At 71.1% G+C, this 17,230-nt stretch carries 11 protein-coding genes; 6 read left to right on the top strand and 5 right to left on the bottom strand.

What is annotated here, in order from left to right; translation table 11 throughout:
• Positions 1 to 123: 123 nt before the first annotated feature.
• Positions 124 to 765 (top strand): superoxide dismutase, encoded by a 642-nt coding sequence (locus ACZ4LX_RS16190; RefSeq protein WP_467644414.1) that lies wholly within the window; start codon positions 124 to 126, stop codon positions 763 to 765.
• Positions 766 to 901: 136 nt separating this feature from the next.
• Here the strand turns inward: ACZ4LX_RS16190 and ACZ4LX_RS16195 are convergent, their stop codons facing one another.
• From ACZ4LX_RS16195 to ACZ4LX_RS16205, 3 genes are all read right to left on the bottom strand, one after another.
• Positions 902 to 1,789 carry a DUF4232 domain-containing protein gene (locus tag ACZ4LX_RS16195; protein ID WP_467644418.1) on the bottom strand — a complete coding sequence of 296 codons (888 nt, stop codon included), beginning with the start codon at positions 1,787 to 1,789 and terminating at the stop codon, positions 902 to 904.
• Between the two features lie 159 nt (positions 1,790 to 1,948).
• The gene (locus ACZ4LX_RS16200; RefSeq protein WP_467644422.1) at positions 1,949 to 2,785 is read right to left on the bottom strand and encodes an SCO4651 family lipoprotein; all 837 of its coding nucleotides are present in this window, start codon (positions 2,783 to 2,785) and stop codon (positions 1,949 to 1,951) included.
• Between the two features lie 258 nt (positions 2,786 to 3,043).
• Complete coding sequence (locus ACZ4LX_RS16205; RefSeq protein ID WP_467644425.1) at positions 3,044 to 3,694, bottom strand: mycothiol-dependent nitroreductase Rv2466c family protein; 651 nt, start codon at positions 3,692 to 3,694, stop codon at positions 3,044 to 3,046.
• Positions 3,695 to 3,829: 135 nt separating this feature from the next.
• Between ACZ4LX_RS16205 and pepN (ACZ4LX_RS16210) the strand changes: the two genes are divergently transcribed.
• The 4 genes from pepN (ACZ4LX_RS16210) to ACZ4LX_RS16225 all read left to right on the top strand — a co-directional run bounded on the left by pepN (ACZ4LX_RS16210) (position 3,830) and on the right by ACZ4LX_RS16225 (position 12,553).
• A complete protein-coding gene (gene pepN / locus ACZ4LX_RS16210) occupies positions 3,830 to 6,427 on the top strand; it encodes an aminopeptidase N (RefSeq protein ID WP_467644428.1) in 2,598 nt (865 codons plus the stop codon).
• 354 nt (positions 6,428 to 6,781) lie between these two features.
• Positions 6,782 to 7,849 (top strand): hypothetical protein, encoded by a 1,068-nt coding sequence (locus ACZ4LX_RS16215; protein WP_467644431.1) that lies wholly within the window; start codon positions 6,782 to 6,784, stop codon positions 7,847 to 7,849.
• Between the two features lie 176 nt (positions 7,850 to 8,025).
• The gene (locus ACZ4LX_RS16220; RefSeq protein ID WP_467644433.1) at positions 8,026 to 11,337 is read left to right on the top strand and encodes a S8 family serine peptidase; all 3,312 of its coding nucleotides are present in this window, start codon (positions 8,026 to 8,028) and stop codon (positions 11,335 to 11,337) included.
• 187 nt (positions 11,338 to 11,524) lie between these two features.
• Positions 11,525 to 12,553, top strand: a complete 1,029-nt coding sequence (locus tag ACZ4LX_RS16225; protein WP_467644436.1) for an aspartate-semialdehyde dehydrogenase — start codon at positions 11,525 to 11,527, stop codon at positions 12,551 to 12,553.
• A 111-nt stretch (positions 12,554 to 12,664) separates the two neighbouring features.
• On the opposite strand, the gene ACZ4LX_RS16230 is transcribed toward ACZ4LX_RS16225, so the two are convergent.
• Positions 12,665 to 13,219, bottom strand: a complete 555-nt coding sequence (locus ACZ4LX_RS16230; RefSeq protein ID WP_467644439.1) for a DUF1203 domain-containing protein — start codon at positions 13,217 to 13,219, stop codon at positions 12,665 to 12,667.
• Between the two features lie 113 nt (positions 13,220 to 13,332).
• Between ACZ4LX_RS16230 and pepN (ACZ4LX_RS16235) the strand changes: the two genes are divergently transcribed.
• Entirely contained in the window at positions 13,333 to 15,909 is a 2,577-nt protein-coding gene (pepN, locus tag ACZ4LX_RS16235; protein WP_467644443.1) for an aminopeptidase N, read from the top strand.
• 139 nt (positions 15,910 to 16,048) lie between these two features.
• On the opposite strand, the gene alc is transcribed toward pepN (ACZ4LX_RS16235), so the two are convergent.
• On the bottom strand, positions 16,049 to 17,224 hold the full coding sequence (gene alc, locus ACZ4LX_RS16240; RefSeq protein WP_467644447.1) for an allantoicase: 1,176 nt from the start codon (positions 17,222 to 17,224) through the stop codon (positions 16,049 to 16,051).
• Between the last annotated feature and the right edge of the window lie 6 nt (positions 17,225 to 17,230).

Genomic DNA, 17,230 nt, shown 5'->3' on the forward strand with positions numbered 1-17,230 from the left:
CGGGAGCGGTTCCGGACCGTGGTCCTGGGCCGAAGGACTGATCCCCACACCTCTTCCTGCTGTTAGCCTGCTCTTGCGTATAGATTGCAACAACAACAGTGCAGCAGCTGGAGGGTTCGCATCATGGCCACGTACACGCTTCCGGAACTCCCCTACGACTACGCGGCGCTCGAACCTGTCATCAATCCGCAGATCATCGAGCTCCATCACGACAAGCACCACGCCGCGTACGTGAAGGGCGCGAACGACACCCTGGAGCAGCTGGCGGAGGCGCGGGACAAGGAGGCCTGGGGGGCCGTCAATGGGCTCCAGAAGAACCTGGCGTTCCACCTCTCCGGCCACATCCTGCATTCGATCTACTGGCACAACATGACCGGCGACGGCGGCGGCGAGCCCCTCGCGGCGGACGGCGTCGGCGACCTCGCGGACGCGATCACCGACTCCTTCGGCTCCTTCGCGGGCTTCAAGTCCCAGCTGACGAAGGCCGCGGCCACCACGCAGGGCTCCGGCTGGGGCGTCCTCGCCTACGAGCCGGTCAGCGGGAAGCTGATCGTCGAGCAGGTCTACGACCACCAGGGCAACGTCGGCCAGGGCTCGGTGCCCGTTCTGGTCTTCGACGCCTGGGAGCACGCCTTCTACCTCCAGTACAAGAACCAGAAGGTCGACTTCATCGAGGCGATGTGGCGCGTCGTCAACTGGCAGGACGTCGCGAAGCGCTACGCGGCCGCCAGGGAGCGCGTGAACGTGCTGCTGCTCGCGCCCTGAGCCCCGGCGCGCCGAGAACGTCCTGCCTCGTGATCGTCTTCTCAGCCTTCACCGGGCAGGCGGATGAAGGAGGGCCCCCTGCGAGGACGTGACTCGCGGGGGGCCCTCTGCTGTGCGGGCGGGGGCTCCGGGGAGTTCACCGGGCCGAGGTGTCGTCCTTCGTCCAGGGGCCGACGCCGAGCCGGCCCGTGGTTCCGAGGTCGAGTTCCGGGGTCACCGTCACGGGCGCGGCGCCGGGCTTCGCCGTGACCCTGACGTACGGGGCGTTCACCGCGTCGCCCGCGCCGGTGGTGTTGCGCCACGCCAGCGTGGCGCGCGCGGACTCGCCCGGCCGCAGCGTGACGGCCACCGGGGCGGCGTCGCCACCGATCCCGCTGGAGATCTTGTCGGTGCCGCGGAGGATCCGTACCCCGCTCACGGGCTCGCGGTCCTCGTCCAGCAGCCGGAGTCCGGGATATCCCTCGACCGCGTAGTCGGCCGTGCCGCAGTTGAGCAGGTGGAGGCCCACCACGCGCAGCCCCATGGCCGCGTCCCCCTGGTCGGCCGAGACGCGGATCCCGGAGGGCGGGCAGGCGTCGGACGCGGAGGGCGCCTCGGCCGCCGCGACGGTCCGCACCTTGATGATGCGGGCCTGCCTCCCCCGGCCCATGACCGGCTCGCCGTCCGTGTCGAGGGCGCGCCGCACGGTCCGGCCGGGCTTCACCGACTCGACCGTGCGCGTGGTGGTGTCCATGGCCTGGCCGGAATCGTTCATCAGGCTGAACGTGAGGGTGAAGGTGAGCGCTTCCTGCTCGGTGTTGGTGACCTCGAACTCGGTGACCGGGGCCCCGGAGGGGCCGCAGAGCCGGTTGACGAGCTTCACGCCGTCCCACGTCCGGCCCGAGGGGTCGGCCACGGGCGAGGCGGAGGCGCACGCGGAGGAGGCGGCGGCCGCCGGGCCACCGGCCGGCTCCGTCCCGCATCCGGCGAGCAGGGCAATGCTCGCGAGGGCGGCGCTCACGGCGAGAGGGGTGGCGGTACGCATGCGCCCAGAAGATCAGGGGCCGCCCGCCCCTGCTGTGCCCCAGGTCACATATCGCGTCACGGTGGCGTCACAACAGCGGCCGGGCGCGCGGCGGACGAGGAAGGCCCCTGGAAGGGCGTGAACCTCGGTGGCCTCCCGTGCACCGGCCGGCGGTACGGATCAGCCGGTCAGCGGGCCCCCGAGAGCCGGCATGGGAACGACGTCCCCGGCATCCGGCGCTGCCACCCGGACGGCCTTCCCGTGATCCGCCAGGTACATCGTCGCCACAACACCCGCCTCCCCCATGGGCCATTCGAGCCGGGTACGCACGAGCCGGCCGCTCCCGTCGATCCAGGCATCCACGCCGACGGCCGGCACGCCGTCCATCTCCCATACGGAATCGACCTTGGCCCGTACGTCCTCGGCCATCCGCGACGTGACGGTCTCCTGGCTGAGCGTGCCTCTGTAGTGGACGGCGGTCGCGCCGTCCACCTTCTCCTCGCCGACCTTCGAAGCCCCGCGCATGTGTGCCACCTGGTCCAGGACATGCCGGGGGTCGTTCGCCGGGGCGCGCAGTATGTAGTGCGCCTCCGTCTTGTCCTGGCGGATCGACCCCCAGGCACCGTCCATCTCGGAGAACCCGCTGATGTAGACGGTGCCGCCGTGAAAGATCTCCTCCATCCGGGGCGACTTCTGGCCGGGGCTGTCCACGTCGCGGAGCTCGGCACCGAGGTGCCCCCGGTTGCCTGCCCAGTCGAAGTCACCGTCGATGGAAACGACGAAGCGTTTGGTACCGTCGCCGACCTCGATCTCCTCATCGATCCGGGCGCTGCTCTTCTTCGTCGCCATCACCGCGGCGCGTACCGCAGCCCCGTGGTCGGTCTTCGGAGCAGCGGCTTTCGCAGGCTTCTCCGCCTCGCTCACCGGCCCGGATCCGGCCCCGTCCCCGCCGCCGGAGGAACAGCCCGCGCACAGGAGCACCGCGACAAAGGCAGCAGGTATGAAGGGGCGGCGCATTATATCTCCGTGGTGGTCGCGTCGCCGGCGTCTCGGCGACACCGGGCGCGTGATCGTACCAACGGGCGCACCGCAGGATCCTGCCTGGTCGCGGCGCTGCCGGCAGAAGAGCGCCGGACGGGCCGCCCACGTCCTGACTCGGCCGGAGCCCAGCCGGAGCCGGACGCGGTGTACGACCGAGGCGGCCGGGTGCGGGGCCGGGCGGCCCCGCACCCCGGTGCCGCGGCGGGCAGGCGTTGCCCGCCGCGGCACCGGCGGTCACTCGAAGTTGGGACCGGCGGTCCGGGTCCGCTTGATCTCGTAGAAGCCGGGGATCGAAGCGACCAGCAGCGTGCCGTCCCACAGCTTCGCCGCCTCCTCGCCCTTGGGGGCGGGGGTGACGACCGGGCCGAAGAAGGCGATCTGCTCGCCGTCCGGGCCGGGCACCGCGATGACGGGGGTGCCGACGTCCTGGCCGACCTTGTCGATGCCCTCCTGGTGGGAGGCGCGCAGCTCGGTGTCGTACGCGTCCGAGTCGGCGTAATCCGCGAGCTCGGCCGGCAGGCCGACGTCCTTCAGGGCGCCGACGATCGCCTCGCGGGTGGGGCCTTCGCCCTGGTTGTGGAAGCGGGTGCCGAGCGCGGTGTACAGCGGGCCGACGATGTCGTCACCGTGCTTCTGCTGGGCGGCGACCACCACCCGGACCGGGCCCCAGGCCTTCTTCTCCAGCATGTCGCGGTACTCGTCGGGCAGCTCGTCCAGCCGGCTCTCGTTGAGCACGGCCAGGCTCATCACGTGCCACCGGACCTCGACGTCGCGGACCTTCTCCACCTCCAGCATCCAGCGGGAGGTCATCCAGGCCCACGGGCAGAGCGGGTCGAACCAGAAATCGGCGGGGGTCTTGCCGGTCACCGTGCTGTTGTCGGACATCTCTCTCCCTCATGAGGACCGTTCGCATGCTGTGACCGGGAACACCGCCGGACACCCCGGCCATTCCCGAACGCGTGGCCGGAAGCAGGCATGGGAGGATCAAAATATTCGAAGGTGACACAAAGGAGTGTGCTCGTGCCCGGTGAGAACCTGTCCCGCGACGAGGCCCGCGAGCGGGCCGAGCTGCTGACCGTCGACGGCTACGACGTCGTGCTCGACGTCCGTTCCGCGATCGGTGGGCCGGACGGGGAGGGCGAGCGGACCTCCGGTCCGCGGACCTTCCGCTCGGTGACGACGATCCGGTTCCGCTCGGCGCGTGCCGGTGCGACGACGTTCGCCGACCTGATCGCCCCGTCCGTGAACGCGGTGACCCTGGACGGCACGGCGCTGGACCCGGCGGCCGTCTTCGACGGTGTGCGCGTCAGCCTGGCGGACCTGCCGGAGGGCGAGCACGTCCTGGTGGTCGACGCGCAGTGCGCGTACAGCAGGACCGGCGAGGGCATGCACCGCTTCGTCGACCCCGAGGACGGCGAGGTCTACCTCTACACGCAGTACGAGCCCGCGGACGCGCGCCGGGTCTTCGCCAACTTCGAGCAGCCCGACCTCAAGGCTCCCTACCGCTTCCAGGTGACGGCCCCCGAGGAGTGGACGGTCTGGAGCAACGGGGCCGAGGAGTCCCGTGACGGCGGGGTGTGGCGGTTCGCCGAGACCGAGCCGATCTCGACGTACATCACGGCGGTCGTCGCCGGTCCGTACCACTACGTGACCGACTCCTACAGCCGTACGCTCGACGACGGCACGACGCTGGACATCCCGCTCGGCGCGATGTGCCGCAAGGGGCTCGCCCGGCACTTCGACGCCGACGACATCTTCCTGATCACCAAGCAGGGCCTGGACTTCTTCCACGACAACTTCGACTACCCGTACCCGTTCGGCAAGTACGACCAGGCCTTCGTGCCCGAGTACAACCTCGGCGCGATGGAGAACCCGGGCTGTGTCACGTTCCGCGAGGAGTACATCTTCCGGGGGAAGGTGACGAAGGCGGCGTACGAGAGTCGGGCCAACGTCATCCTGCACGAGATGGCGCACATGTGGTTCGGCGACCTCGTCACCATGCAGTGGTGGGACGACCTGTGGCTCAAGGAGTCCTTCGCCGACTTCATGGGCGTCTTCGCCATGGTGGAGTCCACCCGGTTCGAGGACGGCTGGATCACCTTCGCCAACAACCGCAAGTCCTGGGCCTACCGGGCCGACCAGCTGCCGTCCACGCACCCGATCACGGCCGACATCCGTGACCTGGAGGACGCCAAGCTGAACTTCGACGGCATCACGTACGCCAAGGGCGCCTCGGTGCTCAAGCAGCTGGTGGCGTACGTGGGGCGGGACGCGTTCCTGGAGGGCGCACGGCGCTACTTCAAGAAGCACGCGTACGGCAACACCCGGCTGGGCGACCTGCTTTCGGTGCTGGCCGAGACGTCCGGGCGGGACATGACCTCGTGGTCGCGCTCCTGGCTTCAGACCGCCGGCGTCAACTCGCTGACCCCGGTGGCGACCTACGACGCCGCGGACCGGATCACCGAACTGGCGGTCCTCCAGGAGGCGGCCGAGTCGCACCCGGAGCTGCGGCCCCACCGGGTCGCGGTCGGCCTGTACCGGCGTACGCCCGACGGCGGCCTGGTGCGGTACGCCCGCGCCGAGGCGGACGTGTCGGGGCCGCGCACCGTGATCGCGGAGCTGGCCGGCGCCGAGCGGCCCGAGCTGATCCTGGTGAACGACGACGACCTGACGTACTGCAAGGTCCGCTTCGACGAGGTGTCGCTGGCCACGCTCCGGGAGCACCTGGGCGACATCACGGACCCGCTGGCGCGGGCGCTGTGCTGGTCCGCGCTGTGGAACCTCACCCGGGACGGGCTGATGCCGGCCCGTGACTTCGTCTCGCTGGTCCTGTCCTTCGCCGGCCGGGAGACGGACATCGGTGTGCTCCAGATGCTGCACGCCTGGACCCGGAGCGCGCTGACGCACTACGCGGCTCCCGCGTGGCGCGAGGAGGGCGGCCGGGCACTGTCCGAGGGCGCGCTGCGCGAGCTGCGGCTCGCGGTGCCGGGCAGCGAGCACCAGCTGGCCTGGGCCCGCTTCTTCGCCGCGGTCGCCGCGTCGGACACGGACTTCCAGCTGCTGTCCGGGCTGCTCGACGGCACGGCGCGGATCGACGGGCTCGACGTCGACCAGGAGCTGCGCTGGGCGTTCCTGTCGCCGCTGGCGTCGCACGGCGCGGCCGACGAGGCGGCGATCGACGCCGAACTGGCGCGGGACGACACGGCGTCCGGCAAGCGGCACCAGGTGCGGTGCCTGGCCTCGCGGCCGTCGGCCTCGGTCAAGGCGCAGGCGTGGGCGGGCGTCGTGGAGTCGGACGCGCTGTCCAACGCACTGGTGGAGGCGACGATCGCGGGGTTCGAGCAGTCGTCGCAGCGGGAGCTGCTGGCCCCGTACGCGTCCCGGTACTTCGAGGCGATCGAGCGGGTGTGGGCCGAGCGGTCCATCCAGATCGGGATGGCCGTGGTGAAGGGCCTGTTCCCGTCCCTCCAGGACGATCCCGCCACGCTGGAGGCGACGGACGCGTGGCTGGCGGAGCACGCGGACGCGGCCCCGGCGCTGCGGCGGCTGGTGCTGGAGGCCCGCGACGACCTGGCGCGGGCGCTGCGCGCCCAGGCGTGTGACGGCGTAGCCGCCTGACGGCGTCCGGGGGCCGGCCTCGCCGGGTGCCGGGCGGGCACCCGGGCGGGGTCCGCCCCGGCCCCCGCCGGGTGCCCGGCGGCACCGGGTCGCGGCGGGCCGGGGTGTCGGCTGGCAGCGGCCCCGTAGGCCGGGCCCGGCAGGGGCCCGGTGTGCGGGTGGCGGCGGCTCGCACGGGCGTGTGCGTGAGGCGCTCGGCCGTGGTGGCGCGCCCCCTCGGCACGGCGCGCATTCCCCGTCGGTTCCACCCTTTTCGACCGTCTGACGTCCTTGCATCAGGACGGTGTTGTCCGGGAATGTCGACGGGCCTGTAACAGGGGTCGGGTCCCGGTCGCGAGCGGGATACACCGGAGCATGACCGAGAACGCCCCGCCCTCCCCCTGCCGCCTCCGCAGCACCTCGGACGTCCGGCAACGCGTCCTGTCCGCCGCCCAGTTGAAGGCCCACGGGGTCTCCCCCGCACAGGCCGTCGAACAGTGCAGGGCCGGTGGGCCGTGGCAGCGGCCGCTGCCCGGTGTCTTCGTGCTGCACCCGGGGCCGCTCACCCTCCGGGAGCGGCTGCGGTCGGCGCTGCTGTACGCGGGACGGCCACCGGCCTCCGGGCGGCGGACCGCGGCGACGCGGCCCGGCGGCACGGACACGGAGTACGGCGAGGCGATGATCACCGGACTGGCCGCGCTCTCGCTGTACGGCTTCGCCGCCGCGCCGCCGGCCGTCTCCACGGACCGTGTCGACGTGCTGGTGCCGCGCATCCGCCGGCCCCGGTCGGTCGGGTACGTCCGTCTGACGCGGGCATCCGAGCCGCCTCGGCCCGAACAGCTGGACGGCATGCCGGTGGCTCCGGTGGCCCGCGCTCTCGCGGATGCCGTCGCCGGCCTCGCGGACGCCCACACCGTACGCCGGCTGCTCACCGAGGCGGTCCGCGAAGGCCACTGCGAACCCGTCGTCGTGGTCGGCGAGTTGAACCGCGCCAAGGTGCTCGACCGCCCGCAGGTGGTGAACGCCGTGGACTCGCTGCTCGCCGAGGGCCGGACGCTGGCGGAGGAGCGGCTGTACGCCATGGTGCGGGCCCATGGGTTCCCGGAGCCGCTGTGGAACGTGGACCTGCGGCTGCCGGGCGGTCCGCACCTGGGCGCGGTCGACGCCTACTGGCCCGAGGAGGCGGTCGCCGTGGAACTGGACACCCGGGCCCCGCGCCACAGCCGGCTCGACGACGGCCGGCGCCAGGCGGAGCACGAGGCCCAGTGGTCCGCGTACGCCGCCCGGCGCGAGCACCTGGAGCGGCTCGGCGTCACCGTCGTCCACCTCACCCCGCAGAAACTCCGCGACATGAGGGAGCAGCAGGCGGCCATCGTGCGGACGGCGCTGACGGCATCGGCCGGCCGCGCACCGGCCGCGTACGTGATGATCCTGCCCAGGTGAGGCCCTCGCGCGCCAGGTATCCACCGTTTCGTCCCAGGTGACGCTTCAGCACCAATGGCGGAAGTCCGCCATGTCTACAACTCGCCCCCCACAACTCTCCACAAACCCCTGTCATTTACGAAAGGGTAAGCGGTCATCCGGTACCGATTTCCGGACTCTCTCTTTCACATACAGGGATGCTGATGACCTCCGAATCCCCCAGCTACATACCCGGGGCGAGACGCGTCGCGCGCGTCGCGGCCGCCGCCGGACTGGTGGCCGCGCTCGCCGCCACCGGGACCGCCCCCGTCTTCGCCGCCGACGACCCGGCCGCCGCGCCCGTCAAGGCCGCGGCCGACAACGCTCCGGCGGACAAGCTCGGCACCGCGGACTCCGATGTTCTCGCCAAGGCCAAGGCCAAGGGCGAGAAGAACATCACCATGATGGTCGCCACCACGCCCGGTGCGACCGAGCAGGTCCGCGAGCAACTGGACGCCGTCAAGGGCTCCGTGCTGGGACGTGCGTACGACAAGCTCGGTTACGTGCGGGCCACCGTGCCCACCTCGGCCGCCGAGGCCACCATCAAGGCGGCCTCGAAGCTGAGCTCCGTCCACGGCATCGATCTCAAACAGGAGATCGTGCTGGACGACCCGACCCCCGAGGCCGACCGGGCCGCCGGTGGCAAGGTCTCGGTGAAGTCGACCGGGACCTACCCCGCTCCGGGCAGGAAGACGCCGGCGAAGAACCCGTACAACCCGTCCTTCGAGACGGGCGCGGTCGACTTCGTCCAGCAGCACCCGAAGGCCGACGGCCGCGGCGTGACCATCGGCATCCTCGACTCGGGTGTCGACCTCGGCCACCCCGCGCTCCAGAAGACCACCACCGGTGAGCGCAAGATCACCGACTGGGTGACGGCCACCGACCCGGTCAGTGACGGCGACGGCACCTGGCTGCGGATGACGAACGCCGTGTCCGGCCCGACGTTCACCTACGGCGGCCGCACCTACTCGGCTCCGGCGGGCTCGTACCGGATCAGCGTGTTCCAGGAGGCCGCCACCAAGGGTGGCGACATGGCGGGCGACCTCAACCGCGACGGTGACACCACCGACGCGTGGGCCGTCCTGTACGACCCGGTCACCGGCACCACCCGGGTGGACCTGAACAACAACGCGGACTTCTCGGACGACGCCGTCCTCAAGCCGTACAAGGAGAAGCACCAGGTCTCCTACTTCGGCACGGACGACCCCCGGACCGATGTCGTCGAGCGCATCCCGTTCGTCGTGGAGACCCGCAAGAACGTCGTGTACAACGCGGCGGGCGCCACCGCGGACTACGTCAACATCGGCGTCATCGAGTCCGAGCACGGCACCCACGTCGCGGGCATCACCGCCGCGAACGGCCTGTTCGGCGGCAAGATGAACGGGGCCGCGCCCGGCGCGAAGATCGTCTCCTCGCGCGCCTGCACCTGGTCGGGCGGCTGCACCAACATCGCGCTCACCGAGGGCATGATCGACCTCGTCGTGAACCGGGGCGTCGATGTCGTCAACATGTCGATCGGTGGTCTGCCGCCGCTCAACGACGGCAACAACGCCCGCGCGGAGCTGTACAAGCGCCTCATCGACATCTACGGCGTCCAGCTGGTCATCTCGGCCGGCAACGACGGTCCGGGCGTCAACACCATCGGTGACCCCGGCCTCGCCGACCACGTCATCTCGGTCGGCGCGTCCATCTCCAAGGAGACCTGGGCCGCGAACTACGGCTCCGGCGTCACCAAGAAGTACGACATGCTCCCGTTCTCCTCGCGCGGTCCGCGTGAGGACGGCGGCTTCACGCCGACCCTGACGGCCCCCGGCGCGGCGATCAACTCGACGCAGACCTGGCTGCCCGGCGGTCCGGTCAAGGAGGCGGGCTACTCCCTCCCGGCCGGCTACTCCATGCTCCAGGGCACGTCGATGGCCTCCCCGCAGGCCGCGGGTGCGACCGCGCTGCTGCTGTCCGCCGCGAAGCAGAAGCACATCGAGCTGCCCCCGGCCGAGCTGCGCACCGCGCTGACCAGCACCGCCACCCAGATCAAGGGAGTGCCCGCGCACGCCCAGGGTGCCGGTCTGATCAACATCATCGGCGCCTGGAAGCAGATCGAGAAGAAGGGCGCCCCGGCGCACGAGTACACGGTCAAGGCGCCGGTCGACACCGCGATCGACTTCGCGCTGAAGACTCCCGGCTTCGGTACCGGTCTGTACGACCGCGAGGGCGGCCTGAAGGCCGGCCAGAAGAAGTCGTACGACGTCACCGTCACCCGCACCACGGGCCCGGACAAGAACGTCAAGCACAAGCTGTCGTGGAAGTACAACGACGGCACGTTCAAGCTGACCGGCCCGAAGTCCGTCTCGCTGCCGCTCGGCAAGCCGGTGACGGTCAAGGTCCAGGCGAAGCCGGGCAGCGCGGGCGTGCACAGCGCGATCCTCCAGCTCGACGACGCGAAGACCTCCGGTGTGGACCAGCAGATCCTCGCCACGGTCGTCGTCGCCAAGGACCTGGTGAAGCCGGGTTACGCGTACACGGCGTCCGGCTCGGTGCAGCGCAACGGCACCACGTCGTACTTCGTGAACGTGCCGGAGGGCTCCAAGACCCTTGAGGTCGCGATGAGCGCCCTGCGCTCGGGCAGCCAGACCCGCTTCATCTCCATCCACCCGTACGGGGTCGCGGTGGAGGACAGCGGAACGCCGTTCTGCTACCCGAACTACGAGAACCCGGCCAACACCTGCCGCCCCGACGTGCGCTCGTACGCCGACCCGCAGGCCGGTGTCTGGGAGATCGAGGTCGAGGCCCGGCGCACGTCGCCGCTGCTGGACAACCCGTACAAGCTGGATGTCTCGCTGCTCGGCGCGACCTTCGACCCGGCGGTGCAGACCATCGCCGAGGCGAAGATCGGCACCCCGGCGGCGGTGAACTGGACGGTCACCAACAACTCGGGCGACCTCGCGGGCACGCTCAAGGGCGGCTCGCTGGGCTCGGCCGACGTCGAGCGTCCGTCGATCTCCACGGGCGGCGAGTACGTCAAGGAGGTGACCATCGGTGAGGGAGTCGAGAAGCTGGACTTCGCCATCGGCTCCACCTCGGACGCCAACGCCGACCTGGACCTGTACGTCTTCAAGGGATCGGCCCAGGTGGGCGCCTCCACCACGGCCGGCTCCGAGGAGGCCGTCTCGCTGGTGAACCCCGCCGCGGGCACGTACACCGTCCTCATCGACGGCTACGACGTCCCGGCAGGCACCACCGAGTACGACTACCGCGACGTCTACTACTCGGCGTCGCTCGGCACGATCAACGTCGACGAGTCGAAGGCCGTGAACCTGGCCTCCGGCGCTTCGGCGCAGGTCGGCGCCGAGGTCGCGGTCGCCGGGGCGGCTCCCGAGGGCCGGCAGTTCTTCGGCGAGGTCCAGCTGGTGAACGCGCGGGGCACCGCCGCGGGCACCGGCAGCGTCGTGATCGAGAAGGTCACGCCGTAACGGCATCGCGCTGAACATGTGATCCTTACGACAGTGGGGCGGGCGCCGGACAGGCGCCCGCCCCACCGCGCTGTCCGGGGCCCGCGCGCGCTGTCCGCTTCGCGGACAATGGATTGGACAAGCCAGGCGTGGACAGACGCATCATGAAGCGGCAACCGTGCCCGTTCGTACGTCTCAAGGAGTTCCTGTGAAGGTCGGAATCGTCGGCGCCACCGGTCAGGTCGGCACAGTCATGCGCAGCATCCTGGCCGAGCGGAAGTTCCCCGTCGCCGAACTGCGGCTCTTCGCCTCCGCACGTTCCGCGGGCTCCACGATCGCCTTCGAGGGCACCGACATCACCGTCGAGGACGCCTCCACAGCCGACTACACGGGCCTGGACATCGTGCTGTTCTCGGCCGGCGGCGCGACGTCGAAGGCGCTCGCCGAGAAGGTCGCCGCCCAGGGCGCCGTCGTGATCGACAACTCCTCCGCCTGGCGCAAGGACCCCGAGGTCCCGCTGGTCGTCTCCGAGGTCAACCCGCACGCGGTGGCGAACCGCCCCAAGGGCATCATCGCCAACCCGAACTGCACCACGATGGCCGCCATGCCCGTGCTGCGCCCGCTGCACGCCGAGGCCGGCCTGGAGGCGCTGACCGTCGCCACCTACCAGGCGGTGTCCGGTTCCGGAGTGGCCGGCGTCGCCGAGCTGCACGGCCAGGCGTCCAAGGTCGTCGCCGACGCCGACAAGCTGACCCACGACGGCGGCGCCGTCGACTTCCCCGAGCCGGGTGTCTACAAGCGCCCCATCGCCTTCAACGTGCTGCCGCTGGCCGGCTCGATCGTCGACGACGGCTCGTTCGAGACGGACGAGGAGCAGAAGCTCCGCAACGAGTCCCGCAAGATCCTGGAGATCCCGGAGCTGAAGGTGTCCGGCACCTGTGTCCGGGTGCCGGTCTTCTCCGGCCACTCGCTCCAGGTCAACGCCCGTTTCGCCCGTCCGCTCAGCGTGGAGCGCGCCACCGCGCTGCTGAAGGACGCCCCGGGCGTCGAGCTCTCGGAGATCCCCACCCCGCTCCAGGCCGCCGGGCAGGACCCGTCGTTCGTCGGGCGGATCCGGGTCGACGAGACCGTGGAGAACGGTCTCGCGCTCTTCGTCTCCAACGACAACCTGCGCAAGGGCGCCGCGCTGAACGCGGTGCAGATCGCCGAGCTGGTCGCGGCTGAGCTGAACGGCTGACGCGGCGGGCAGGGGCGGGGCGGTACCGCCGCGCGGAGCCGCCCACCCCGCCCGTCCCTTGCCTGAACGGGGTCCGGGCCCCGGACCACGGGCCCCGGTCTCCCCTTGTCCTCAGCCGCCGGACGGGTTCGCCGCCCCGAGCCCGTCCGGCGACCCGGGAGCGGGGCCGGGGCGCCGCACCTCGAAGTGCCAGCAGCCGTACTCCACGGCCCGCACATGCACCAGCGCCACCCCCGGCTGGGCAAACGCCTCCGCGAAGGCCTCGTCGTACCCCCGCTCCTCGTCCGCCGGGACCGTCAGGAGCCGGCCGCCGACGATACGGCCCTCCGCGTCGTAGCGGCGGACGGTGCGCAGCGTCCCCGCCCGTGAGAACGGGTAGCCGGGGCGGTCCGCCGAAGGCCCCTCGCACTCCTCCGCGTGGATGAAGACCGGGCCCTGCTCGTCGTACGCCCCGGGACGGGCCCAGGTGGCCGCCGCCCAGCGCCGCAGCGGCGCGTACGAGACGAGGGCGATCCGCTCCCCCGCCTCGCCGCCCCGCAGGCAGCAGCGCAGCGGGCTGCCCGCGTCCGTGGCGGTGTACGGGACGCACAGGTGTCCCGCGTCGTCGGTGTCCCGGAGTTCCTTCAGCGCGGCCGGGCCGATCGCGCGTGCCTCGTAACCGGTCATACGACGAGAATGGCTCGCCGCGCCGGTCAGCCCCGGCGGGAAACGGACATCGCCCTGGGCGCGGGTCACGTGGAAGGATGACCGGAAACATCACAGATCAAGGAGATGACCGCGTGCCTGGCACGAATCTGACCCGCGAAGAGGCACAGGAGCGGGCGCGCCTGCTGACCGTGGACGCGTACGAGATCGATCTCGACCTCTCCGGAGCGCAGGAGGGTGGGACCTACCGGTCCGTCACCACGGTGCGTTTCGACTCCGCCGAAGCCGGTGCGGAGACCTTCATCGACCTGGTCGCCCCGGCGGTGCACGAGGTCGAGCTGAACGGCAGGGCCCTGGACGTCGCGGCCGTGTTCCGCGACTCGCGCATCACGCTGCCGCACCTGGTGGCGGGCTCCAACGAGCTGAAGGTCGTCGCCGACTGCGCGTACACCAACACCGGTGAGGGTCTGCACCGCTTCGTCGACCCGGTCGACGAGCAGGCCTACCTGTACACCCAGTTCGAGGTCCCGGACGCGCGCCGCGTCTTCGCGAGCTTCGAGCAGCCCGACCTGAAGGCGACCTTCCGGTTCACCGTGAAGGCCCCGTCCGGCTGGACCGTGATCTCCAACTCGCCGACGCCGGAGCCCAAGGACGACATCTGGTCCTTCGAGCCTACGCCGCGTATCTCCACGTACATCACCGCCCTGATCGCCGGCCCGTACCACTCGGTGCACAGCAGCTACGAGAAGGACGGCCAGTCCGTCCCGCTCGGCATCTACTGCCGCCCCTCGCTCGCCGAGTACCTCGACGCGGACGCGATCTTCGACGTGACCCGGCTGGGCTTCGACTGGTTCCAGGAGAAGTTCGACTACGCGTACCCCTTCGCCAAGTACGACCAGCTCTTCGTCCCGGAGTTCAACGCGGGCGCCATGGAGAACGCGGGCGCGGTCACCATCCGTGACCAGTACGTCTTCCGTTCCAAGGTGACGGACGCGGCGTACGAGACGCGGGCCGAGACGATCCTGCACGAGCTGGCCCACATGTGGTTCGGCGACCTCGTGACGATGGAGTGGTGGAACGACCTGTGGCTGAACGAGTCGTTCGCCACCTACACGTCGATCGCCTGCCTGGCGTACGCCGACGGCTCGCAGTGGCCGCACTCCTGGACCACGTTCGCCAACTCCATGAAGACGTGGGCGTACCGCCAGGACCAGCTGCCCTCGACGCACCCGATCATGGCCGACATCCGTGACCTGGACGACGTCCTGGTCAACTTCGACGGCATCACGTACGCCAAGGGCGCCTCGGTCCTGAAGCAGCTGGTGGCGTACGTCGGCATGGACGCGTTCTTCCAGGGCGTCCAGGCGTACTTCAAGGCGCACGCGTTCGGCAACACACGCCTGTCGGATCTGCTGGGCGCGCTGGAGAAGACCTCCGGCCGCAACCTGAAGACCTGGTCGAAGGCGTGGCTGGAGACCGCGGGCATCAACATCCTGCGCCCGGAGATCGAGACGGACGGGAACGGCCACGTCACCTCGTTCACCGTCCTCCAGGAGGCACCGGCGCTGCCGGCGGGCGCGAAGGGCGAGCCGACGCTGCGTCCGCACCGCATCGCCATCGGCTTCTACGATCTCGACGCGTCCGGCAAGCTGGTCCGCACCGACCGCATCGAGCTGGACGTCGACGGCGAGCGCACCACCGTGCCGTTCCCGGCCGGCACCGCGCGTCCCGCCGTCATCCTGCTCAACGACGACGACCTCTCGTACGCGAAGGTCCGCCTCGACGAGGAGTCGCTGCGGGTCGTCACGGAGCATCTGGGCGACTTCACCGAGTCGCTGCCCCGGGCCCTGTGCTGGGCGTCCGCCTGGGACATGACCCGCGACGGCGAGCTGGCCACGCGCGACTACCTCTCGCTCGTCCTGTCCGGGGTGGGCAAGGAGACGGACATCGGCGTCGTCCAGTCCCTGCACCGTCAGGTGAAGATGGCGCTCGACCTGTACGCGGCGCCGGAGTGGCGCGAGGCGGGGCTGACCCAGTGGACCGAGGCGACGCTCGCGCACCTGCGCTCGGCGGAGCCGGGCAGCGACCATCAGCTGGCCTGGGCCCGCGCCTTCGCCGCCACGGCCCGTAACCCGCAGCAGCTCGACCTGTTGCAGGCGCTGCTCGACGGCACCGAGGCGATCGAGGGCCTGGCCGTCGACACCGAGCTGCGCTGGGCCTTCGTGGAGCGGCTGGCCGCCACCGGTCTGCTCGACGACGAGGAGATCGACGCCGAGTACGCGCGCGACCGGACGGCGGCGGGCGAACGCCACGCGGCCGCCGCCCGTGCGGCGCGGCCCTCCGAGGAGGCGAAGGCCGAGGCGTGGGCGTCGGTCGTCGAGTCCGACAAGCTGCCGAACTCCCTCCAGGAGGCGGTCATCGGCGGGTTCGTCCAGACCGACCAGCGCGAGCTGCTGGCCCCGTACGCGGAGAAGTTCTTCGCCGCGGTGAAGGGTGTCTGGGACTCCCGCAGCCACGAGATGGCGCAGCAGGTCGCCATCGGCCTCTACCCGGCGCTCCATGTCTCGCAGGAGACGCTGGACGCCACGGACGCCTGGCTGGCCTCGGCCGAGCCGAGCGCCGCGCTGCGCCGGCTGGTGTCGGAGTCGCGGTCGGGTGTGGAGCGGGCGCTGAAGGCCCGGACGGCGGATGCCGAGGCTGCGACCGCGTAGTTCCCGCACGAGAAAGACCGCCCGGCGGGCGGGCGCCGAGCGCCTGCCGGCCGGGCGGTTGCCGTGGGGGCCGCAGAGGTGCGGGGCCGCAAGGGCCGGGCGGTTGCCGTAGGAGCCGGGCGGTTGCCGTAGGGGCCTGTCAGGAGACCGACTCCTCGTAACGGCGGGCCAGTTCGGCGGCGCCGGACTCCGTCAGCGAGCCGTGCAGGCGCATCCTGGCCACTCCGCCGTCGGGGAAGGCGTCGAGGCGGACGTGGGTGACGACGGCACGGTCACGGAGCGGGAAGCGGTGCGGGGTGTCGGGCCGGAGCCTGGTGCGCGGGATGATCTCGAACCATTCGCCCGTCTCGCCGTCGCGGCCCTGGAGGGCGATCCAGCCCGCCGCGTTCCCCTTGAGGCAGGCCGTGTCGATCTCGACCGCGCGGACCGCGCCCTGGGCGGCCAGCCGGAATCGCACCCAGTCGTTGGTGCCCCGGACGCGGCGGCGGCGGTTCTCCCAGCCGTCGTCCATCCGGCGGGACGTGCCGGGCAGGATGATCTGGGTCGGCGAGGAGTAGAAGCGGTCCGACGCGTCCTCGTAACTGCCGCCGTTCAGGACCGAGATCAGGTCGAACGTGCCGAGCGTCGCGAGCCAGGCCGGGTCGGGAAGCACCTCGCCGTGCACCCGGAGGCGGGCGATGCCGCCGTCGGGGTGCTGGCAGAGTCGCAGGTGGGTGTGGCGGCGGTCGCTGATGATCTCGAAGCCGTTGGCGGCGTGGCCCCGTACCGGGGTCGGCGGGACGATCTCCTCCCACTTCACGTCGTCGGCGAGGAGTTCGCCGGGGCCGGGCGAGCCCGCCATGGAGGTGGCCTGCACCGAGACGCGCTGCGGGTAGTTGCCGCGGAAGTGCGCGGTGTCGACGACGATGCCCCGGATGATGCCGGGGGCGCCGAGACGGATCAGGGCCCAGTCGTGCTCGTCCGGGGCGGGGAACGGGTGGGCGGCGTCGGCGCCGCGCCTGCGGCGGGTCTCCCAGCCGTCCATGATCTTGCCCTTGTGGCCGAAGTGCCCGGGGTCGAAGACGGCACGCTCCCGGACCAGGAGGTTCTCGCGCTGGGCGAAGAACTCGTCGTTGGCGGCGATCACCCCCGCGCCGAGACGGCGGTCGGCGAGGTCGACCAGTTCGGTGAAGGGGAGGCCGGTGGTGCGGTAGTCGGCATACGGGTCACCACCGCCGTACGGGGCCGCGTCGTTGGCGTGGGGGTCCTCGCGGGAGTTCTCGTGGGGGTGCTGGCGGGGGTTCTCGTGGGGGTTCTCATTCTGTTCGAAGGTCATGCGTGC

Source organism: Streptomyces sp. NPDC026062 (assembly GCF_055568375.1).